We start from the raw sequence: 21,934 nt of genomic DNA on the forward strand, positions 1-21,934 counted from the left end.
GGCTAAATATTTAAACCTTTTCGTGGCTTTGCTACTTTGTGTAAATAGTATTGCACAGAGCCCCTATTCAAAAAAAATTGATGTAGAAGAAGAAAATCTTATTTTAAAAACAACTACACTTCTTAAAGACCATAATGGTTTTTTATGGATCGGCACTTCAGAAGGACTTTTTAAATACAATTCGTTAATACCCGAGAAGATTGTAATTGCCGGACAGGAAAGAGCATATATCAGTGCCTTGTACGAAGATGCCGACGGCACAATATGGGCCGGGTGCAAAAACGGCCAGGTCATTACCATCAGGAATCATAGTATTGATTTGTTTAAGCCTGCAGATGGACTACCTAAAGTAACCATCACCAACATCTGTACTGATGCTGCAAAAAGACTATGGTTTGCTACCGCAGGTGAAGGCATCTATTGTTACGATAACAACCGGCTTTACAAAATAACTACTGCTGATGGGCTTGGTGATGATAATGTAAATTGTTTATACACTGCCGAAGGTAAAAGAATTATTGCAGGTACAGACAGGGGTTTATCATTTATCAATTTTGATAATGGTAAAAAATACATTCATTTTTTCAGTTCTAAAAATGGACTACCGGATAATATTGTTCGGTGCATTGTTGCCGCACAGCAAAAAAATATGGTCTGGATTGGCATGCAATCCAGGGGTATTGTGCTTTTTAATATTCAAACAGAGCAGATCGTTACTGCAGGCAATACCCTGCAATGGAAATTTGGCCAGGTAAACGACATTTCAGAATTAAAGAATGAAACGCTTATTGCTACCGAACAAAGCGGCATCATTTGTTACAATAAAATAAATAATGCATTTACAGATAAATTTTTAAGAGATACTATTTTTCCAAAAAGAATTGCAGACCTGCAAACAGATAATGAAAGTAATATCTGGGCGGCATCAGAAAATAAAATTGTAAGCTTCACCGGTGATTATTTAAGGTATTGGTTTGCTGCTAAAAATACCAGCTTCATTAAAGTGCATGCATTACTTGCTGATGATGAAAAAAAATTATGGTTTACTCCTGATTTTGGATTGTATGAGAGCACTATAGAAAACCTCGGCAAAGAAAATCTGCACAGCTATGAGATCACGCCTCCAAAAGAGCATATTGATATTACGAGTCTTTATAAAGACAAATTTGGATTTATCTGGATCGGTACAATGGGAGAAGGTTTATTCAGGCTGAATACAATTACCGGAAAATGGAGAAGGATTGATGAAGACCCTATAGCATATTATGGCAATATACTCAGCATTGCAGGTAAGGATAACCAGGTCTGGGTATCTACTTTAAACGGAGTAGCCCGCTTTACGCTTACGGAAAACAATTATGACCTGGCCGAAAAGATCAGCTACACTAATTACAATAAAAACGATGGCCTGGGAAGTGATTATATTTATCATATACTCATCGATTCTAAAAACAGGGTTTGGTTTGCGACTGATGGTGCAGGTGTGGCCCTTTTTTATAATAACCTTTTTATTAATTTTTACCTGGAAAAAATGTTTCCTTCAAAAGTTACGTATTCGCTTGCCGAAGATAAAAATCACCACATCTGGATAAGCACTTACAACGACGGGCTGTTTGAATATGATGAAAAAAAATTTATCCAATATGGTATTAAAAACGGGCTCACAGATATGGCAATTACTTCTATTGCTGCCGATGAGTATAATAACATCATTGCTGTTAACAAAAAAGGAATAGATGTATTTAATCCTGTAAAAAATATTGTGCAGCATTATGGAAGCGAATCCGGATTTGAGGAATTACAACCCAACCTGAATTCAATAGCGAAAGATGCTGATGGTAATATATGGATTGGTACAGATAAAGGAATTGTTCGTTTTGTAAGCCAGCAATCTTTTTCATCATATACTCCACAAGCCATCATTGAACAGGTAACTTTATTTAATAATCCCGTTAATACTGATTTGGAAAATAGTTTTGAGCACGATCAGAATAATTTTAGCTTTAAGTTTGCTGCTGCCTATTACAAAGCCCCTGAAAAAATAAGGTTTCAATATTTCCTGGATGGCTATAGTAAAAAATGGGAAACCACTGGCGACCGTATGATCAATTTTCCGCAATTGCGACCGGGAAAATACACTTTAAAAATAAGGGCTTCTGCAAGTGATAATTTTGAAGCCTCACCTGTTGCCAATTATGTTTTTACTATTGCTAATTCCTTCTACACCACATGGTGGTTCCGCCTTGTGGCAGCCCTTGCAATAGCAGGCTTACTTTACTTTTTTGTAAAGCAACGAATAAGGGGTATCCGTAAAAAGGAATATGCAGAAAGAGAAAGATTTCAATTACAATATGATGCTTTAAAAAACCAGGTAAACCCACATTTTCTTTTCAATAGTTTTAATGCATTGATGAATATTGTAGAAGAAAATCCCGGAGAAGCATCGATGCTGATAAAACACCTCTCGCAGTTTTACCGTAAGATGACCGCCTACAGCCAGAAAGAGCTGATCACTGTGGGAGAAGAGCTGGAATTACTGCAATCGTATTTATACATACAGGAAAAAAGATATGGAGATGCGTTGCAGATCTCCATCAGCGTTGAGCCGGTACTTAAAAAATCCACATTTATACCGCCACTGGTTTTACAGCTTTTAGCCGAAAATGCCGTTAAGCATAATGCCATCAGCAAGTTCAGGCCATTGCATATTCATATTTTTTCTGAAGGAGATACCATTGTGATACAAAATAATATCAATAGTAAAATGGAACCGGCAGAAAGCGAAGGTGTGGGTTTGCAAAATATTAAGAATCGCTACAAAGTACTTACCAACAGAGAAGTAGTACAGGAAGAGAACGGTGAAATATTTACAGTAAGGTTACCACTATTAAATTCTAACTAAATATGCAGATACTTATCCTGGAAGATGAAGAACAAGCCTTAAAACGGCTACAGAAAATTATATTGGAGGTTGTTCCTGATGCTGTTTTAATTGGCGCAACACCCAGTGTGGAAGAGACCATCAGTTGGTTTGAACACAACACTATGCCCGACCTGATATTTATGGACATACAACTGGCCGATGGAAACAGCCTGCAACTTTTTAATAAAATAAAAATAAGTTGCCCGGTTATTTTTACCACTGCCCACGAGAATTATGCCCTGGAAGCTTTTAAAGTAAATAGTGTGGATTATTTGCTTAAGCCTATTGATAAAACTGACGTAAAAAGAGCCATTGATAAATTAAGATTATTACAAAGCTCCCGGTCCTTTGTTGCAGATTATGCCGAAATATTAAAAACAATACAACCTCCTTCCAAAAAATATAAAGACCGATTTATTATCAAGATCGGCGATACTATTAAATCGCTTTCCATTGGCGACATTGCTTATTTTTATACCGAGAACAAATCTAATTTTGTTTGTACCAATGACGGTAAGCGATACCCGATGGATTTTAACCTGGACCAGACAGAACAATTACTCAATCCAAAAAATTTCTTTCGTATCAACCGGCAATTTATCATCGGGCATCATGCTATTGAAGAAATGAAAGCCCATACCCGTTCCAGGATCATCGTCAGACTCAACCCTCCTTCCCGCCTGGATACTGTTGTAGCCATCGACCGGGCACAGGATTTCCGCAGCTGGTTATCAGAATAAATTGCGCTGTTTACTATCGTAATTTTCCCATTGCAGATTCAGCCACCCTACCTGCAGCTTCAGCAGGTTTTTACCAGGCCTTTACGTGCCTTGGCTTAATTTTTCGTCTTATAAAACTGGTCCCGCAGTACCTTATATCCAGTAAATAGAAAGTAGTACAACAACACAATCTGTTTATTCTACAATAACCCAATGTTTATGAAAAAAACTATCACCTTTAAAATTGTAAGTGCGCTGGTATTATTAATTACCGTGTTTCAGTTTGCCTGTAAACACGAACTACCGCCTCAAACCTGTAATGGAAGTTCCTTTAAAGTGAGCGCCATACAAACACCGGCTACGCTTAATCAAAACAATGGCACTATCACCGCCACAGCCGTTGGTGGTTCCGGATTCAAGTTTAGTTTAAACGGCAGCAGCTACCAGGACACTGGTTATTTTTCAGGATTGGAGCCTTTTAAAAATTATAACCTGGTAGGCAAAAATTCAATTGGCTGCACTGATACTATTGTGGTACAAATAGGTTCCTTTGATCCCTGCCAGGGTGTTGTTATAAATGTTACGCTAACCAAAACCGATGCTTTATTAAATCAATCTAACGGATCGGTAACTGCTACCGCTACGGGGGGTACAGGTTTTACTTACAGTATCAATGGTAGTGCTTTTCAAAACAGTGGTACTTTTGCCAATTTAGCACCGGGGAATTATGTAGTAGCAGCAAAAAGTGCAGCAGGCTGTATTGGCAGTAACCAGGTAACGGTGGGTACCAATAATCCCTGTGCAGGAATTACGGTTGCCATTGCCACTACCGTTGTGCAACCAACTACAACACAAAGTAATGGCGCCATTACTGCAACGGCAACCGGCGGCACCGGATTCACGTACAGTTTAAACAATGCTGCATTTCAAACCAGCGGCACTTTCAGCGGATTGGCTGCTGGTAACTATAACATCACAGCAAAAAATTCAAATGGTTGTACCGGTGTAACTACTGTAGCTTTAGGCGCATCTAATCCCTGCGCAGGAATTACGGTAGCAGTAACCACCACAACGGTAAACCCTTCTACAGGCCTCAGCAATGGTTCTATTACAGCATCAGCTACCGGTGGCTCCGGTTTTACTTACAGCTTAAATAATGGCACTTACCAAACCAGTGGCACATTCGCCAACCTTGTAGCGGGCACATATACCATTACAGCAAAAAATTCCAACGGTTGTTTAGGCAGTACACAGGCTACTCTTACTGCAACAAGCCCTTGTACAAGCACAACAATTGTACTTACTGCCGCAATAGTCAACACAACGCCTTGTGTAACGCCAACGAATAACGGCAGTATTACAGTAACAGCAACAGGGTCTTCAGGTTTTACTTATAATATCAATGGAGGTGCTTATCAAACCAGTAATATTTTTGCCAATCAGAATGCGGGCAATTATGTTATGGGGGTAAAAGATGTGAATGGTTGTACAAAAACATTATCAGTAACAGTAGGTGTAATAGCACAAGGCCCGTTGTTTGCCCAGGTAAGAAACCTGATTACAACAAGATGCAGCGGAAGCGGTTGCCACATGAATGGCACCACTACTGCCGGGTATAATTTTGATGCCGATTGCAGTATCGTTTCTAAATGGAGCCAGATCAACAGCACGTCTGTTTTATATTCGCCGGGTTGGGTTAAAATGCCTAAAAGCCCGCAACCATTTTTAACAGCTGCAGAAAAAGCCATCATCACCAACTGGATCAACGCCGGCCACAGGTACACCGATTAATATTCATCCGGATTTAGTTTTTATAGATACGACAACTGACATGCTGGCCTGTAGTATTTGATTTACAGGTTCAGCATGTTTAAATGCAGACTCAGCGAACCTTATAAAACTATTGCATGCGATTGGCGCAATTTTAGAATAAAAAAAGGAAATGATTTTTATGACCGTAAAGAAAAAAAGGATTTTAAAATTTACGTTGCTATTGGTACTGCTTATAGCTGTGGCAGGAGGTTTTACAGGATACAAAATGTGGACCAAGCCACACAGAAATGTGGAAGCTGCCGCATCTATACAGGTACCTGCTGCACAATTAGCGGTTGCATATGAAACCAACGAACCCTTTGCCAACAGCCAATATCTGGATAAAGTATTAGAAGTAAGCGGCACAATAGATAATATTTCAAAAAACCAAAAAGGAGAACCTGTGATTACCTTGAAAGGATCGGATATGAGCGGCATTATTTGTACGCTTGAAGGAGCGGTACCGGCTACAATTACAACAGGCGCACCAGTAACTATTAAAGGTATCTGTACCGGTTACCTTACTGATGTTGTTTTGGTAAGATGTATTGTTCAGGCAAAATAAAACGGGAATGACAATTCTTATTGAAGAACCAATTTTTAATAACTCTAATTCAGTAAAATGAAAAAATGCAAATTGTTTTTGCTTACGGTATTTGTGTTTATCCTCTTTTCAGCTATCATTTCATGTAAACATGAAATACAGCTTACCGAAGCACAAATTCAAATTACAGGTGGTACACAAACCTGTAGTGCCGACACTGTATATTTTCAAAATAAAGTTTTGCCACTTTTAAATTCCGGTTGTGCCATGAGTGGCTGTCACGATGCCATTACGCATAAGGAAGGGGTGAATTTAACTACGTACGCAAAAATATTTTCAACAGGAGGAGTACTCCCCGGCAACCCTGCCAATAGTAAATTGTACAAAGTAATTATTAAATCCGGTAGCGACAGGATGCCCCCTGCCCCTGCTCCTGCATTTACACAGGCACAAAAAGATATTATTTACAATTGGATTTTACAAGGCGCAAAAAACAACGCCTGTAACGATTGCGATACAGCGGTAATTACTTACTCAGGCGCAACTGCACCTATCGTAAACACGTATTGCAAAGGATGCCATAACCCTTCCTCATTAGGTGGCGGTATAGACCTGAGTACGTATGCAGGTATAAAAACAATTGCTGCCAATGGAAAATTGATGGGCAGCATTACACATGCATCCGGATTTATTGCTATGCCACAAGGTGGTTCCAAATTATCGGATTGCAGGATACAACAGATACAAAAATGGATTGCAGCAGGTGCTCTTAATAATTAAATTAATAAACCAGGTAACACTACTATTTTATGAAAACCGTATTATTTATTCTTATCACAATTCTTTTTATTTCAATAAACGAGAGTTGTTATTATGATAAGGCTGATCTTTTATATCCCGATGGTAAAATACCCTGCGATACATCTGTGGTAGCAAAATTTTCCACTGAAGTATTGCCCATTATGAATGCCAGCTGTAATACCAGCGGCTGCCATAGCACCACTGCTGCATCGGGAGGTGTAATACTGGATACTTATGCAGGCGTAAAAACCCAGGCGCTTAACGGCCGGCTGATGGGCTCCATAAATCAAACCGGTGCTTATTCTGCTATGCCAAAAGGTGGCGCTAAATTATCAGGCTGCACAATCACCAGAATTCAGCAATGGATCAACTCAGGTACTCCAAACAATTAAAATTCAACAATATGAAAAAAATATTTCTTATCAGCACGCTTAGCATGGCTACTGTATTAGTAAATGCTCAAAATATATTCATGACTAAAACGGGTAAGATATCTTTTTACTCCCGCTCTAAAGTAGAAAAAGTAGAAGCAGATAATAATGAAGTCTCCAGTATTCTTAACATCCAATCAGGCGAACTGGTATTTGCAGTATTACTAAAAAGTTTTCACTTTGAAAGGGCATTAATGGAGGAGCATTTTAATGAGAATTATGTAGAGAGCAGTAAATTTCCTAAATCAACTTTTAAAGGTAAGATCACTAACCTTAGCTCCGTAAATTTTACTAAAGATGGCGCCTACCCTGTTACTGTAGAAGGCGAGCTGACAATGCATGGGGTAACAAAAAAAATATTATCTACAGGTTCTGTAACTGTAAAAGCAGGAAAGATTACAGCCTTCTCAAAATTCAGTATCAGGTTAAAAGATTACAATATCAGCATCCCCGCATTGGTAGGAGATAAAATTTCGGAAGAGATTGACCTGACTGTTGACTGTAAATACGAACCTAAAAGCTAAACCTATAAAATTCTGATTAATGAAAAAACTTCTCATACTATTTTTTTTACTGGGCGTTGCTTTACCGGGGTTACAGGCACAGGATGACCTGATGAAAATGCTGGAAGCTGAAACTGCAAAGGAAAAGAAAAGAGATTATGCCACCGCAACTTTTAAAACATCAAGACTGATCAACGGACACTCCATTGAAAATGCAGCAGCAGGCGTTTTAGACCTTAAAATTTCCCACCGCTTCGGTATGGTCAATAAAGGGGGCTATGAATTTTTTGGTTTAGACCAGGCCACCATGCGCCTTGGATTAGACTATGGCATTTCCAACCGTTTAATGATAGGAGTTGGCAGAAGTACTTTTCAAAAACAATATGATGCTTTTGGAAAATTTAAAATACTGAGACAATCTAAAGGTGGCAGATGGTCGTCACCAATTTCAATCAGTGCAATGTCTGCAGTAATGATTAAAACATTAAAATGGGAAGATCCCACACGTAAGAATTATTATACTTCACGCCTGTCTTTTGCACACCAGTTAATTATTGCACGTAAATTCAGCGAAGGCCTTTCATTGCAGATCATGCCTTCGTTTGTTCACTACAATATTGCACAAGCCGTAACAGACCCCAATGATATTTTTGCAATGGGTATTGGCGGAAGAATTAAGTTGAGTAAAAGGTTAAGCTTTAATGCAGAGTATTATCATATTCTGCCGATATCGCTAGTACCCGGAGAAGGATATATGATTCCGGGCACTAAAAATTCTTTAGCGGTGGGTTTTGATATTGAAACCGGCGGCCACGTTTTTCAATTGCACTTTACCAACTCCACCGGCATGACGGAAAAAACTTTTATAACAGAAACCACCGGCGATTTTTTTAAAGGCGATATTCATTTTGGATTCAATGTATCAAGGGTGTTTACTATAAAAGACAAAAGGAAAAAGAAATAAAGTGCAAGGTTGGTTTAACAGGTATAACAAAGCCGCTTCATTTTGAAGCGGCTTCTTATTGTAATATATCTTACATTTTATTCTTCTGAACTTAATCCTGCACTTAAAAACTCCCTGTTCATCCTGGCTATATTACTTACAGAAATTCCTTTAGGGCATTCTGCTTCGCAGGCATAGGTATTAGTGCAATTACCAAAACCTTCTTTATCCATTTGTGCTACCATATTTAACACACGGGTTTTTCTTTCCGGCTGGCCCTGCGGCAATAAAGCCAATTGAGAAACCTTGGCACTTACAAATAACATGGCACTGCTGTTTTTACAGGCGGCCACACAGGCACCACAACCAATACATGCTGCTGCGGCAAAGGCATCATCTGCATCTTTTTTATCAATAGGAATGGCATTAGCATCTACTGCATTACCGGTATTTACTGATATATAACCGCCTGCCTGTATAATTCTATCAAATGCACCTCTGTCCACCATCAGGTCTTTAATTACCGGGAAAGCCGCACTGCGCCATGGTTCCACCACAATGGTATCGCCATCTTTAAAAGCCCTCATGTGCAACTGGCAGGTGGTATTCTGTGCCCAAGGCCCATGCGCTTTACCATTGATATACATACTGCACATACCGCAGATACCTTCACGGCAATCATGATCAAACGCAATGGCATCTTTACCCTCGGTGATCAACTGCTCGTTCAACACATCAAACATTTCTAAAAAAGACATCTCGGATGAAATATCCTTTACCTGGTAAGTTTCAAACTGGCCTTTATCGCCGGTATCCTTTTGTTTCCAAACCTTCAACGTTAAATTCATGCTGTAATGTTCCATACGTAAATTACTTTAATGCTAAATTTTATTATAGTTACTGTATTCAAACGGCCGCCATCCAAATTTTTGCCAGATAAAATACAGTACCCGGTGTTTTGTATTTTTAAAATTCTTCTTTTGAATATCGAGTTCTACATTCCAGTCTTCCTTTGCCACCAGCTCCTTCATCACTGCCGGATGTGTGCCTTTAAACAAGGTTACCGAATCAATATTGGTATAATCAAATGCGGCTTCCTTCACTACTTTGTTTTTTCCGCTTTCCCCATCCCAGAGTGTTCCAAAATTCTCTTTCTTCCGGTTCATGGTCAAAGGATTTTTTACCCAGCCATAATGATAGATATATGCATCGATCAGTTTTACATTTAACTTTCTGCCATCTTCCCACCTGAAGCCCTGGGCATCCTTATAACTTTTGATGCCTTTATTATTCCTGATGATCCTGATCTCTTTACTATACCAGCTTCTGCCATCGCCAATGTATTTATAACTGCCGTAAAAATGATGGTAGTTGAATAACAACCCTTCCACCCTTTTATCACTGGCATATCTATTCATAGCATCAACAATAGTAGTATGATATTGTTCATGCACCACTTCATCTGCCTGGATGTAAAAGAGCCAATCACTATCTGCCGCTGTTGCTGCAATGGCTTTATTAGTTTCCACTGCCAGCACCTTTCCGCCTTCCCTCAGATTATTATCCCAAACGGAATGAATCATCTTTATTTTATCAGAACCTATGGATGCGATCAGGTTGTTGGTATCATCTTCCGAATCTCCCAGGCAAACGATCATTTCATCTACTACAGGCAAAATGGATGTTATCGATTCCACCACCGGGTAGCCATACTTAATGGCATTCTTTACAAAGGTGAAGCCGGATACTTTCATTTTACTTGTAACTTCTTTGCGTCGGTTTCACTATTTCAAATGTCAGCTCTTCTTTATTCAATTCCCAGTTGCTTTCTCCTTTGTATTCCCAAGCGGCTACATAGCTGTAATTATCATCATCACGTTTGGCTTCACCATCTGCTGTCTGGCTTTCTTCACGGAAGTGTCCGCCGCAACTTTCATTACGGTTCAGGGCATCTTTACACATCAGTTCACCCAGCTCAATAAAATCTGCCACACGGCCGGCTTTATCTAATTCAGGGTTCATGCTGTTGATCTCCCCCGGTATGCGTACATCACTCCAGAATTCCTTTTTCAATTGCTGAATTTCGGCTATGGCTTCCTGTAAGCCTTGTGCATTACGGGCCATTCCGCATTTATCCCACATGATCTTTCCCAAACGTTTATGAAAACTTTCTACCGTTTGCGTGCCCTTAATGTTCATTAAAGTATTTATCCTGTCGCTTACTGCCTTTTCTGTTTCTTCAAATGCAGGATGTGTGGTAGGGATGGCAGGATTACGTATTTCATCCGCCAAATAATTACCAATGGTATACGGAATAACAAAGTAACCATCAGCCAGGCCCTGCATTAATGCTGATGCACCCAAACGGTTTGCACCATGATCGCTGAAGTTAGCTTCGCCTAAAGCATACAAGCCATCTACTGTTGTCTTCAATTCATAATCCACCCAAAGGCCGCCCATGGTGTAATGCACCGCAGGATATATCCTCATAGGCATTTCGTAGGGGTTCTCACCGGTTATCTTGTCGTACATTTCAAACAGGTTACCATATTTTTCTTTCACCACTTCTTTACCCAAAGCAATAATAGAAGCTTCATCCAGGTTATGGTTACCTTGTTTACCGGCCTCAATTTTTCCGTAGCGTTTTATTGCATCTGCAAAATCCAGGTACACAGCTAATTTGGTGGTACCTACGCCATAGCCCTCATCACATCTTTCTTTTGCTGCTCTTGAAGCCACATCTCTTGGCACTAAGTTTCCAAAAGCCGGGTATCTTCTTTCCAGGTAATAATCTCTTTCTTCTTCCGGTATATCTACCGCTTTGCGGTTATCGTCTTTCTTTTTGGGCACCCATATACGTCCGTCATTACGTAAACTTTCACTCATCAGTGTAAGTTTACTTTGATAGTCGCCACTAACGGGAATGCATGTAGGATGTATCTGAGTAAAACAAGGATTACCAAAGAAGGCTCCTTTTTTATGCGCCTTCCATGCTGCAGTAACATTGCTGCCCATAGCATTGGTGCTTAAATAAAATACATTACCATATCCACCGGTGCATAGTAATACCGCATGGCCAAAATGTCTTTCTAATTTTCCTGTTACAAGGTCTCTTGCTATAATACCTCTTGCCTTACCATCAATCATTACCACATCCAGCATTTCATGACGGTTGTATTGCGTAACTGTACCCAATGCCACTTGTCTTTCCAATGCACTGTAAGCGCCTAATAATAATTGCTGGCCGGTTTGTCCAGCTGCATAAAAAGTTCTTTGTACCTGTGTACCACCAAAACTTCTGTTGCTTAATAAGCCACCATATTCTCTTGCAAAAGGAACACCCTGCGCCACACACTGGTCAATGATGTTTACACTTACTTCGGCCAAACGATGTACGTTAGCTTCTCTTGCACGGTAATCACCTCCTTTTACAGTATCATAAAATAAACGGAAAACCGAATCACCATCATTCTGGTAATTTTTTGCAGCGTTGATACCACCCTGCGCCGCAATACTATGAGCACGGCGGGGGCTATCCTGGAAACAAAATGTTTTTACTTTATATCCCAGCTCACCCAATGCAGCAGCAGCCGAAGCTCCCGCCAAACCGGTTCCTACAACGATCACTTCAATTTTTCTTTTGTTGGCAGGGTTCACCAGCTTTACATGTCCTTTATAATCTTCCCACTTTTCATTCATCTCACCCGCAGGTATTTTTGAATTTAGAGCCATATTGGTAATGAATAATTAATAATGAATAATGTATAATTTCTTTTTTTATCAGCTATCGTTAGTTTCAATTGCATGCGTCAATGCAGCAAAATATCAAATCCAACCCAGGTAAAAAGCAAGTGGCATCAGGGCAAACAACACACATACAATTACTGAAAAGCCGAGGCCTGCAGCCTTAATAACAGGTGTATATTTTTTATGATTGATGCCTAGTGTTTGAAATGCACTGGGAAAACCATGTAACAAATGCCAGAACAAAGAGATCACGCCGGCTATATAAGCAATCACCACCCATAATTGCTGAAAGTATTCTTTCATTTCTTCAAACAAATTATAGGCAGCATCGTTTTCGCCACCGTTGCCGTATAATGCAATTTTTGTATTCACAAAAAACTTAGAAATGTGCAGTATCAAAAAGAATAATAATAAAGTACCCAGCAATCCCATGCTGCGGCTGTACCATTTGCTGTTGGTTGATGCTGCATTTACAGCATACTTCACCGGCCTTGCTGCGCTGTTTTGTTTCCACAACAGTAAGCCCTGAATGATATGGACTATCAGACCTGCAAACAAACCAATTTCCAAAACCCTTACAATATAATTGTGGCTCATAAAATGAGCATAGGTATTGAACATGGCTCCATCGTCTTTAAAAAATATCATGGAATTGACGGTGCAGTGTATAACCAGGAAAGAGATAAGAAACAAACCGGTAAGCCCCATCGTTAACTTCTTGCCTATCGAAGAAGTGAAAATCTGTTTAAAAGTCATTATGCAAAAGTTAATGGTTGAATTTTGGAAAGCAAATTTAAGCTACAATCATTCAAAAAAACGTTTTGTTAAATGTTTTTATGCAATCGATACCGAATTTTACTCCAGCAGCTTCATTACCCAGTTATCTACCTGCTGAAAAACAAGGTCAGGTTTTAAGGTCCTCCATTGGGGAAATTCCATTAAACTGATATAATTGGTCAGCCTGGCCCGTTTAAAATCGTACTGGCTTTGTTGAGGCATGTCAAGTATTACCACCCAGCCACCATCATCCTGCACCTGTTCTCTCCACTCTTCGTAATAGCTGTCATCACTGCTGTGAAAGTTCAATACATTCTCTGCAACAATGATGAATTTGGTAATACCTTTTGCATATAAAAAATCTGTAACGTCTCTTCGTAAAAACATGATATCATTACCAATGGCATCATTCCATTCACCTATCAGTTCTATGATGGCATAGTTTTGCTCATATTCAACAAACAAAATTTTAAGGTATAATGTTTTGCTGCCAAAATCGTCCCACTGGGGATGGATATAATAATTGTACACGGTTTGGCTGAATTCAAACTCACTATAGGTACGACCATAAAAAGGCGACAATTCATCTTCTTCTGCTGCGTATAAATGGCGCCAGTTGTAATATGGTTCTATATCCTGCACTTCGTATTTTTTGTTCCTGCAAAGTTCCGAGAAATCAATGTATTTTAAAGCTCCTGCTTCAAATCTTTTTTTGTAGCAGTAAGCCCCGCCCTTCCGGATACAAAAAAAGGTTGCCGTAAACGGCAACCTACCTACTTAATAACCATAATATCTTTATTGTACTACAATTCTTTCTGTAAATATTAGCTGACTGGAAGCGTCGGTAACTTTTACCATGTAAATACCTTTTGCCACCGTTCTTGATATCTGCACGGTTTCTGTTTGTAATTTAGAAGTTACTGCAACCACTTTACTCATTACTGCCCTGCCCGAAAGATCGGTTAACGCTACAGTATATGAACCAGCTTTCTGTCCGTCGAACAGTACCCTGAATTCATTAGCTGTAACAGGATTCGGGAAAATTCTTGCATCGGTATTTATTGGTGCCATTGGTGCTAAAGAAGGCATGCTGTAATTTCTTTTAGCATCTGCTTCTTTCTGGTATAATAAGTTACCATTGGCCAGATCTGATGCACTGTAAGTTTTATCAGTTCCTTCTACTTTAACTGCGGCAAGGTCTTTCATTTTAAATTTATAAAAACCTTCAAAGCTGTTAGCACTGCTTACAATAATGTTATCATCGGCATCAACCGCAGCACCGTTAGTTGTATAGTTAGCGGGCAAACCGGTGATAGCGCCGATGTATGTTGCAATCCTGCTGTCGATATCAACTTTAAATACCTGGTGATTGGCAGATATCACATACAATTTACCATAGGCATCAGCAATCATATCGCCACCCCAGCTGGTACATTTGTTATGAATAGAGATACCGCTTTTATTATCCTCTGCATCTACTAAATTACCAAGATCGGTGATCACAGTTTTTTTACCGGTTGTAAAACGGATCAGGTGATTGCCATCATTAGTAATAGCATAACCATTGCCATCAGCCGCAATATCCATACGGGTTATATGATTGGCTTCATCCATTAAATTTGCGGTATTTAATAACTGTGTTTTTTCTGCATAAAATTTAGGAGCCGTAGCAGATGCACTTACATCCAGCCAGCGCAATTCTCCTATACGCATCGGCGTGAAAAATAATTTATCGTGTTTTTTATCGTATGCTGCTGCAGCTACCATGGTTAAAGTAGGTGCATCCTGCATCTGTACAACAGAAGTTGTTCCGTTGTTATCAAATTTAAAAGTTTGTGTAGATGCCGGTTGTTTGGTAGCAGCATCAAGCAATACAAAAGCAGTTTTATCTCTTTGATAAACATCCTGTGTTACTTTGCCCGAAGCAAGGTCTACCTGGCGAATGCTCATCCAGCGAAAATCGTTACTGCCATCGCCTGTAATGGCATAAGTTTTACCGGCATCCTGTGCCAGAGCGCTTAATGAAGAAACAATAAATGAAGTGGAGAGTAAAATTTTGAAATTCATATGAGTAGTTTTGTTATTAGATTCCTAAGTTAATTAAAATTCATAAAACTGCCGTTACTTTTTTATGAACGGAAGCTTTCTATTGCTTTTTTAACACTTCCTTTTTCCAGCAGCAGCTCTTTGGCGGTTTCATATTCCTGCAGCCCGAGTTTTTCCATCAGCATCCTTACCCCACGATCCACTATTTTTTCGTTGGTCAGCTGCATATTCACCATCTTATTATCTTCCACCCTGCCTAATTGGATCATTACCGAGGTAGAGATCATATTGAGTACCAGTTTTTGTGCCGTGCCGCTTTTCATACGGGTGCTGCCGGTCACAAATTCGGGCCCTACCACTACTTCAATAGCAAAATCGGCGGCCTGGCTGATGGGTGCATCGGGATTGCAACTGATGCTTCCGGTTACAATATTATTTTCCCTGCACTTTTCCAATGCACTGATCACATAAGGCGTGGTGCCGCTGGCTGCAATGCCCACTACCACATCATTGCTGTTTATTTTATGTTGCTGAAGATCTGCCCAGCCCTGCTCCGTATCATCCTCTGCAGATTCCACTGCTTCTGTAATGGCTTTGTAGCCACCGGCAATAATGCCTACCACCAAACCCTGCGGCACGCCATAAGTAGGCGGGCACTCACTGGCATCTAAAATACCCAGCCTTCCGCTGGTACCGGCGCCAATATAAAAAAGCCTTCCCCCCATCAGCATCTTGTCGGTTATGGCATGTATCAATGCTTCTATCTGCGGTATTACTTTTGCTACCGCTGCAGGCACAGCGGCATCTTCCTTATTAATGTTTTGCAATAATTGCAACACACTCATTTTTTCCAGGTGCCGGTATGCCGATGTGGATTCTGTTATCTTTTCAAATGCCATAACCTTGCTGATTCTTACTGATTAACTATGATATTTTATTAAGCCATCCATGGGTTTTTGTAATACTTTACCCAGTTGTAATTCGTAGCTGCTGCACATTTCCTTCAACACATCTTTAAAACCAAATGCCACACTGCCAATAAAATTAATGGGCAATGTCCAGCTCTCCCTGTATTTATAAATATGATTAAAGAAAAAATCATTAAAGCCGTCTTCAATAATATTCTCAACCATATAATGCCCACGGTTCTCGGCTAAAAAAATAGCAAAGGAAGCCAGGTAACGATTAGGTAACGGCTTTTTATATACCGCATCCAGTATCTCGTAACTGTTGGTTTTAAATCTTGCTGCAAAGCGGTCCATCAGGTCTTCATCAAAAGTATTGTATAAAAAATACTGGATCACTTTTTTGCCCAGGTAGGCACCACTGCCTTCATCGCCCAATACATAACCCAGGCCAGGACTGTTCTTTATAATTTTCTTTCCATTATAATAACAGGAATTGGAGCCTGTGCCTAAAATACAGGCAATCCCTTTTTCTTTACCACATAATGCTTTGGCTGCTCCCATCAGGTCATGATCGACAGATACCTGTGCTTTTAAAAAACTTCTTTGTAAGGCTTTTTTTACTGCCTTCACATTATCGGGACTGCTGCACCCGGTACCATAAAAATATATTTCATCGGGTACCTGTTTCATTTTGGTTTGCAATTCCTGCTCAATAATATGTTGTATTTGTTCGGAGGATAAAAAATAAGGGCTTAGACCCTGTGTGTAAAATATCTTTTTCTTTTTCCCGTCTAACAGACACCATTCTGCTTTGGTTGACCCGCTGTCTGCAATTAATTTTATAGCCATTGTTTCCTTTTGTATATTGAAGTTACAGCATTTATCAATAAGCTGCAAAATACAAGCCGCAAAGGGCGTAGCTGCAAAGGGGGCCGCAAGAATTTAAGGAACTATTATTTATCAGCGACAGGCATAACAGCAAAAGGTTGCAATGGCGCTTTCACCGGCAGCTTATTTCGCTAAAAAAAATTTCAACTTCCATCCTTATCCCTTGCAGCTATTCTCCTTGCAGCTTGCCGCTCTTCCTCTCATTGCTTACCGCTTGCTTCTTCTCCTTATCTTCGCAAAATGAATAATAAAAAAGTACAGGTTTGGCTGCCATTGCTATTCAGCTTAACCATGATTGCAGGAATGTACCTGGGGTATAAAATGAGGGATAATATGCCGGGAAAAAGTTTTTTTTATGCAGAAAAAAGAAGGCCCATACAGGAGATCATGGACCTGATTCAAAATAAATACGTGGATGATGTAAAGATCGATGCTTTGGCAGATACCGCAATCACCGCCATGCTGAACAAGCTGGACCCCCACTCTGTATTTATCCCGGCAGAAAAATTAGATGGTATTAATGAAGATCTTGCCGGAAAATTTTATGGCATTGGTGTGGAGTTCAATATTTATAACGATACTATTAATGTGATCAATGTATTGAAAGACGGGCCCAGCTTTAAAGCCGGTATGCAAACAGGTGATAAGTTTTTAAAGGTTGAGGACAGCGTTGTTGCAGGCAATAAAATTGATGGCGACAGGATAAGGAAATTATTACGGGGCGATAAAGGCTCCAAAGTGGATATTGTTTTTTTACGGGGCACCGAACAGAAAAAAGTAACCGTTACCAGGGATGCTATTCCATTATACAGCCTGGATGCCAGCTATATGATCGGTAATGGTGTGGGCTATATTAAACTCAATAAATTTTCGCAGCAAACCTACCATGAGTTTATGGATGCTTTGCTGGAATTAAAAAAGCAGGGGCTGCAGAAATTAATATTAGACCTTAGAGATAATGGTGGTGGCATTTTAGATGAAGCTGTGGAAATTGCAGATGAATTTTTACCCGGCGATAAACTCATCACTTATACCGAAGGAAAACATGTGGCTAAAAAAGAATACCGTTGCCGCAGGGATGGCCAATTTGAAAAAGGTGCATTGGTGGTGCTTGCCAACGAAGGCACGGCAAGCGCCAGTGAAGTATTGATTGGTGCTTTACAGGATTGGGACAGGGCTACGGTTATCGGCCGCCGCTCTTTTGGTAAAGGGCTGGTACAGGAACAATTTGAATTGAGTGACAATAGCGCACTGCGTTTAACCATCGCAAGATATTACACCCCCGTGGGCCGAAGCATTCAACGTTCTTATACTAACGGTGAAAAAGCTTACTATGATGAAATCAGTAACCGCTTTCATGATGGAGAAACACAAAGTGCCGACTCTGTAAAAAATGATAAAACCAAAGTGTATAAAACACCCGGGGGAAAAACGGTGTATGGCGGTGGCGGTATTACGCCTGATTATTTTGTGGCTTTAGATACCAGCGGCTTCAGCATCAGCACAGCAAAATTATATGCCAGGAATGTACCGGGAAATTTTGCCTACCAGTTTTATTTACAAAATACCGCATCGCTGAAAAATTATAAATCGCCTGCTGATTTTATTAAAAACTTTTCGTTTACTGATAACGACTGGAAATCTTTTACAACATCTGCCATAAAAGATTCTGTCAATATTGATACTGTAAGCGTAAAAGAAAAAGCAGATATCATCAACCGTATTAAATCTTCTATAGCCCGCCAGGTATGGCGTACCGAAGGCATGGTGGAGGTATTGAATACCGATGATAACACTATAAAAAAAGCCATAGAAGTATTGCAATAAAAAAAGCGCCTCCGGTTGAGGAGGCGCTTACTGTAGTCTGCTACTTTTACAGTCTTCCAACTACTTTGTTACTTACGATCCAGAGGTTAATTTGTTCTTCCGGATACGGGACTAATTGTTTTTTCTTAGGATACAGAATCAATTGTTTGTAAGGATACGGACGCAATTGTTTTTGTTAGGATATATTGGTACTGTAAAGTTGCAAACAAACAAAACCATTAAAAGTAGACGCCGGAATAAATGTATTGTAGAACGTTTTCTATTCGTTATGTCAAAATAAAAACTGCCTGTAACAGCATTACTCTGAAAAACAGGTAAAAGCTGCCATTACAACCATTGATGCAGTTTTTCAACTTTCAACTTTAAACTTTCAACTTAATATTACCTTTGCGGCAAAACAACGATTCTTATGTGGCTTAATAATATTTTAGAAACAATTGGTGACACTCCCCTTATTAAACTGAATAAAATTACCAAACACCTGCCCTGCACGGTTTTGGCTAAAGTAGAATACTTTAACCCCGGCAACAGTATTAAAGACCGTATGGCTTTAAAAATGCTGGAAGTGGCCGAACAGGAAGGCAAAATAAAACCCGGCGGCACCATTATTGAAGGCACCAGCGGCAATACCGGTATGGGCCTTGCTTTGGCAGCCTGTGTAAAGGGATACAAATGTATTTTCACCACTACCGATAAACAATCCAAAGAAAAAGCTGATATCCTTAAAGCTGTAGGCGCAGAAGTAATTGTTTGCCCAACCAATGTAGAACCTGAAGATCCCCGTAGTTATTACTCTGTAAGTAAAAGACTGGCTACCGAAGTACCTAACAGCTGGTACGTTAATCAATATGATAATTTAGCCAACCGACAGGCGCATTACGAGCAAACCGGGCCGGAGATATGGGAACAGACAGAAGGCAAAGTAACGCACCTTGTAGTGGCAACAGGCACCGGCGGCACTATTGTAGGCACCGGCAAATACCTGAAAGAAAAAAATCCCAATATTAAAGTGTGGGCTATTGACAGCTACGGTTCTTTATTAAAAAAATATTTTGAAACCGGGGAACTGGACCAGAAAGAAGTGTACCCTTATATCAGTGAAGGCTTTGGCGAAGATTTTGTACCCCAAAACTATGATATGAGTGTGATTGACGAGTTTACAAAAGTAACCGATAAAGATGGTGCCATTATGGCCAGGCGTATTGCTAAAGAAGAAGGTTTGTTTTGCGGATACAGCGCCGGCAGCTGCTTACAGGGCGTATTGCAATTAAAAGACCAGCTTAAAAAAGATGATGTGGTAGTAGTGATATTTCACGATCATGGCAGCCGTTATGTTGGTAAGATATACAACGATCAATGGATGATGGAAAGAGGATTTTTAGAAGTAAAAACCTTTAAAGACCTGGTTAGCGGAAGAGGCAATCAAAAATTAGTGACCATCAGCAGCAATCAGACGGTATTACAGGCTATAGAATTAATGAAGAAGTATGATATTGAAAACATTCCCGTGTTGGATGGCGATAATAATATCGGTTCTATATCTGAAAGTGGTTTATTTAATAAGATATTGAACAATGCAGAAATAAAGAATGATCCCATCAGCCTGGTAATTGAAAAACCATACCCCGAAGTGGCTTTTGATACCCCTGTGGAGCGCTTAAGTACTTATATTACAAAGGAAAATGGTGCGGTTTTAAGCAAAGATGAGAGCGGCTCATATCATATTGTTACCAAATACGATATTATCCAAAGCCTTGCCAAATAATGTTAAAGGCATTTTTACGATAGGCTTCAAACCCTTGTGAATGCTGCATTGTAACGATGCAGCATTTTTCATATTTACACGTGATTACATATAAAAAACGTAAATCTACGATACTTTTTCACGTAGCTCCCCCATTAAAATAACAGCGCATTTACTATTGCAGCAGTAAATACAGTATGTTAAAAAAAGGGCAATAACGCTATTGTACAGCAACCGATTACATTGCATCTTTGTGTCAGAAGTTGATTGATAGGAATTAAATATCAATCATTATCCAAAAATCCTGAAGAAGCCAAAAGAATTCAATCCAATGTTTGTGAATAACCTAAAAAGATCCAATATCAGTCAACTTCTAATTTTTTAAATAATACCATAAAGATCTAAACCTATAGAAAACCAAAGTCCAAAGAAAACAAAAAGCAGAATCTAAATCCTAAAGAAAAACGAGAACACAAGTATCCAATTATCCAATGCCTATGCTGTAAAAAGCGATGATGGCGAGAAAGACCGAAAGAAACCAATATCCAATGCCTATGCTGTAAAAAGCGATGATGGCGCCAAAGACCAAAGTTGACCAATATCCTAAACCTATGCTGTAAAAAGCGATGATGGTTAAAATGAAAAGACCACTGAAACCGGATTACATTATTAAAAAGTTGTTCCACTAAACCTGGAGTAACGAAGTGAAGATCCAAGACAATCCTGTTTAAAACCGACTAGTGCTTGGTTGGTTCTCAAAAAACTTACTTCCATAGGTATTTGACTCGTCAAATGTTTATGGAAGTTTTTTATTTATGTAAATCATTCTTTCTCATAGCAAAATCGTAAAACTACGTTTACAAAATACGTAGCTACCCTATTGATAAACCTGAACATCTACGATTGCAGCAGTAAATACAGTATGTTAAAAAAAGCGCAATAACGCTCTTGTACAGCAACCGATTACATCGCATCTTTGTGTAAGAAGTTGATTGATAGGAATTAAATATCAATCATTATATCCAACAATCCTGAAGAAGCCAAAGAAATCAATCCAATGTTTGTGAAAAACCTGAAACAAATCCAATATCAGTCAACTTCTACTTTTTAAAATTAACAGTATAACATTATAAATCTGATTCTGTAAAAAACCAAAGAGCATTCAAAGAAAACAAGATCTGATTCCTAAAGAAAACAAGAATATCCAATTATCCAATGCCTATGCTGTAAAAAGCGATGATGGCGCAAAAGACCAAAGTAGTACAATATCCTAAACCTATGCTGTAAAAAGCGATGATGGTTAAAATGAAAAGACCACACT

At 39.4% G+C, this 21,934-nt stretch carries 18 protein-coding genes; 10 read left to right on the top strand and 8 right to left on the bottom strand.

Features of this window, described 5'->3' with window-relative positions; all coding sequences use genetic code 11:
* Window positions 1-22 precede the first annotated feature (22 nt).
* From ACYVM0_RS06250 to ACYVM0_RS06285, 8 genes are all read left to right on the top strand, one after another.
* Window positions 23-2,902, top strand: coding sequence for a two-component regulator propeller domain-containing protein (locus ACYVM0_RS06250; RefSeq protein ID WP_460554126.1), 2,880 nt, complete (start codon window positions 23-25; stop codon window positions 2,900-2,902).
* A 2-nt stretch (window positions 2,903-2,904) separates the two neighbouring features.
* A complete protein-coding gene (locus ACYVM0_RS06255; protein WP_460554128.1) occupies window positions 2,905-3,663 on the top strand; it encodes a LytR/AlgR family response regulator transcription factor in 759 nt (252 codons plus the stop codon).
* A 198-nt stretch (window positions 3,664-3,861) separates the two neighbouring features.
* Window positions 3,862-5,433: a hypothetical protein gene (locus ACYVM0_RS06260; RefSeq protein ID WP_460554131.1), complete on the top strand. Its 1,572-nt coding sequence runs from the start codon at window positions 3,862-3,864 to the stop codon at window positions 5,431-5,433.
* 160 nt (window positions 5,434-5,593) lie between these two features.
* A complete protein-coding gene (locus ACYVM0_RS06265; protein ID WP_460554134.1) occupies window positions 5,594-6,019 on the top strand; it encodes an OB-fold protein in 426 nt (141 codons plus the stop codon).
* A gap of 57 nt (window positions 6,020-6,076) precedes the next feature.
* A complete protein-coding gene (locus ACYVM0_RS06270) occupies window positions 6,077-6,778 on the top strand; it encodes a c-type cytochrome domain-containing protein (protein WP_460554137.1) in 702 nt (233 codons plus the stop codon).
* 29 nt (window positions 6,779-6,807) lie between these two features.
* On the top strand, window positions 6,808-7,191 hold the full coding sequence (locus tag ACYVM0_RS06275; RefSeq protein ID WP_460554140.1) for a hypothetical protein: 384 nt from the start codon (window positions 6,808-6,810) through the stop codon (window positions 7,189-7,191).
* Between the two features lie 11 nt (window positions 7,192-7,202).
* The gene (locus tag ACYVM0_RS06280) at window positions 7,203-7,754 is read left to right on the top strand and encodes a YceI family protein (protein WP_460554143.1); all 552 of its coding nucleotides are present in this window, start codon (window positions 7,203-7,205) and stop codon (window positions 7,752-7,754) included.
* A 19-nt stretch (window positions 7,755-7,773) separates the two neighbouring features.
* On the top strand, window positions 7,774-8,697 hold the full coding sequence (locus ACYVM0_RS06285) for a DUF5777 family beta-barrel protein (protein WP_460554146.1): 924 nt from the start codon (window positions 7,774-7,776) through the stop codon (window positions 8,695-8,697).
* Window positions 8,698-8,774: 77 nt separating this feature from the next.
* Here the strand turns inward: ACYVM0_RS06285 and ACYVM0_RS06290 are convergent, their stop codons facing one another.
* The 8 genes from ACYVM0_RS06290 to ACYVM0_RS06325 all read right to left on the bottom strand — a co-directional run bounded on the left by ACYVM0_RS06290 (window position 8,775) and on the right by ACYVM0_RS06325 (window position 17,003).
* Entirely contained in the window at window positions 8,775-9,539 is a 765-nt protein-coding gene (locus ACYVM0_RS06290; RefSeq protein WP_460554149.1) for a succinate dehydrogenase/fumarate reductase iron-sulfur subunit, read from the bottom strand.
* An 18-nt stretch (window positions 9,540-9,557) separates the two neighbouring features.
* Window positions 9,558-10,430 carry a glycosyltransferase family protein gene (locus ACYVM0_RS06295; protein WP_460554152.1) on the bottom strand — a complete coding sequence of 291 codons (873 nt, stop codon included), beginning with the start codon at window positions 10,428-10,430 and terminating at the stop codon, window positions 9,558-9,560.
* Between the two features lies 1 nt (window position 10,431).
* On the bottom strand, window positions 10,432-12,408 hold the full coding sequence (locus tag ACYVM0_RS06300; protein WP_460554155.1) for a fumarate reductase/succinate dehydrogenase flavoprotein subunit: 1,977 nt from the start codon (window positions 12,406-12,408) through the stop codon (window positions 10,432-10,434).
* A gap of 93 nt (window positions 12,409-12,501) precedes the next feature.
* Window positions 12,502-13,179: a succinate dehydrogenase cytochrome b subunit gene (locus ACYVM0_RS06305; RefSeq protein WP_460554158.1), complete on the bottom strand. Its 678-nt coding sequence runs from the start codon at window positions 13,177-13,179 to the stop codon at window positions 12,502-12,504.
* Window positions 13,180-13,278: 99 nt separating this feature from the next.
* Window positions 13,279-13,842 carry a hypothetical protein gene (locus ACYVM0_RS06310; protein ID WP_460554161.1) on the bottom strand — a complete coding sequence of 188 codons (564 nt, stop codon included), beginning with the start codon at window positions 13,840-13,842 and terminating at the stop codon, window positions 13,279-13,281.
* A gap of 153 nt (window positions 13,843-13,995) precedes the next feature.
* Window positions 13,996-15,267 carry a T9SS type A sorting domain-containing protein gene (locus tag ACYVM0_RS06315; RefSeq protein WP_460554164.1) on the bottom strand — a complete coding sequence of 424 codons (1,272 nt, stop codon included), beginning with the start codon at window positions 15,265-15,267 and terminating at the stop codon, window positions 13,996-13,998.
* Between the two features lie 62 nt (window positions 15,268-15,329).
* Window positions 15,330-16,145: an N-acetylmuramic acid 6-phosphate etherase gene (murQ, locus tag ACYVM0_RS06320; RefSeq protein ID WP_460554167.1), complete on the bottom strand. Its 816-nt coding sequence runs from the start codon at window positions 16,143-16,145 to the stop codon at window positions 15,330-15,332.
* A 21-nt stretch (window positions 16,146-16,166) separates the two neighbouring features.
* Entirely contained in the window at window positions 16,167-17,003 is an 837-nt protein-coding gene (locus ACYVM0_RS06325; protein WP_460554170.1) for a BadF/BadG/BcrA/BcrD ATPase family protein, read from the bottom strand.
* 279 nt (window positions 17,004-17,282) lie between these two features.
* Here ACYVM0_RS06325 and ACYVM0_RS06330 point away from each other — a divergent pair, with 279 nt between their 5' ends.
* Window positions 17,283-18,869: a S41 family peptidase gene (locus tag ACYVM0_RS06330; protein WP_460554173.1), complete on the top strand. Its 1,587-nt coding sequence runs from the start codon at window positions 17,283-17,285 to the stop codon at window positions 18,867-18,869.
* A 409-nt stretch (window positions 18,870-19,278) separates the two neighbouring features.
* Window positions 19,279-20,634, top strand: coding sequence for a cystathionine beta-synthase (locus ACYVM0_RS06335; RefSeq protein ID WP_460554176.1), 1,356 nt, complete (start codon window positions 19,279-19,281; stop codon window positions 20,632-20,634).
* Window positions 20,635-21,934 lie beyond the last annotated feature (1,300 nt).

The sequence above is a fragment of the Ferruginibacter profundus genome (assembly GCF_054783275.1).

Coding starts and splice junctions, on each gene's coding strand:
- ACYVM0_RS06260 (WP_460554131.1), top strand. CDS start 3,862: ATGAAAAAAACTATCACCTTTAAAATTGTAAGTGCGCTGGTATTATTA.
- ACYVM0_RS06315 (WP_460554164.1), bottom strand. CDS start 15,267: ATGAATTTCAAAATTTTACTCTCCACTTCATTTATTGTTTCTTCATTA.
- ACYVM0_RS06300 (WP_460554155.1), bottom strand. CDS start 12,408: ATGGCTCTAAATTCAAAAATACCTGCGGGTGAGATGAATGAAAAGTGG.
- ACYVM0_RS06285 (WP_460554146.1), top strand. CDS start 7,774: ATGAAAAAACTTCTCATACTATTTTTTTTACTGGGCGTTGCTTTACCG.
- murQ (WP_460554167.1), bottom strand. CDS start 16,145: ATGGCATTTGAAAAGATAACAGAATCCACATCGGCATACCGGCACCTG.
- ACYVM0_RS06255 (WP_460554128.1), top strand. CDS start 2,905: ATGCAGATACTTATCCTGGAAGATGAAGAACAAGCCTTAAAACGGCTA.
- ACYVM0_RS06335 (WP_460554176.1), top strand. CDS start 19,279: ATGTGGCTTAATAATATTTTAGAAACAATTGGTGACACTCCCCTTATT.
- ACYVM0_RS06295 (WP_460554152.1), bottom strand. CDS start 10,430: ATGAAAGTATCCGGCTTCACCTTTGTAAAGAATGCCATTAAGTATGGC.
- ACYVM0_RS06265 (WP_460554134.1), top strand. CDS start 5,594: ATGACCGTAAAGAAAAAAAGGATTTTAAAATTTACGTTGCTATTGGTA.
- ACYVM0_RS06275 (WP_460554140.1), top strand. CDS start 6,808: ATGAAAACCGTATTATTTATTCTTATCACAATTCTTTTTATTTCAATA.
- ACYVM0_RS06325 (WP_460554170.1), bottom strand. CDS start 17,003: ATGGCTATAAAATTAATTGCAGACAGCGGGTCAACCAAAGCAGAATGG.
- ACYVM0_RS06280 (WP_460554143.1), top strand. CDS start 7,203: ATGAAAAAAATATTTCTTATCAGCACGCTTAGCATGGCTACTGTATTA.
- ACYVM0_RS06290 (WP_460554149.1), bottom strand. CDS start 9,539: ATGGAACATTACAGCATGAATTTAACGTTGAAGGTTTGGAAACAAAAG.
- ACYVM0_RS06305 (WP_460554158.1), bottom strand. CDS start 13,179: ATGACTTTTAAACAGATTTTCACTTCTTCGATAGGCAAGAAGTTAACG.
- ACYVM0_RS06270 (WP_460554137.1), top strand. CDS start 6,077: ATGAAAAAATGCAAATTGTTTTTGCTTACGGTATTTGTGTTTATCCTC.
- ACYVM0_RS06330 (WP_460554173.1), top strand. CDS start 17,283: ATGAATAATAAAAAAGTACAGGTTTGGCTGCCATTGCTATTCAGCTTA.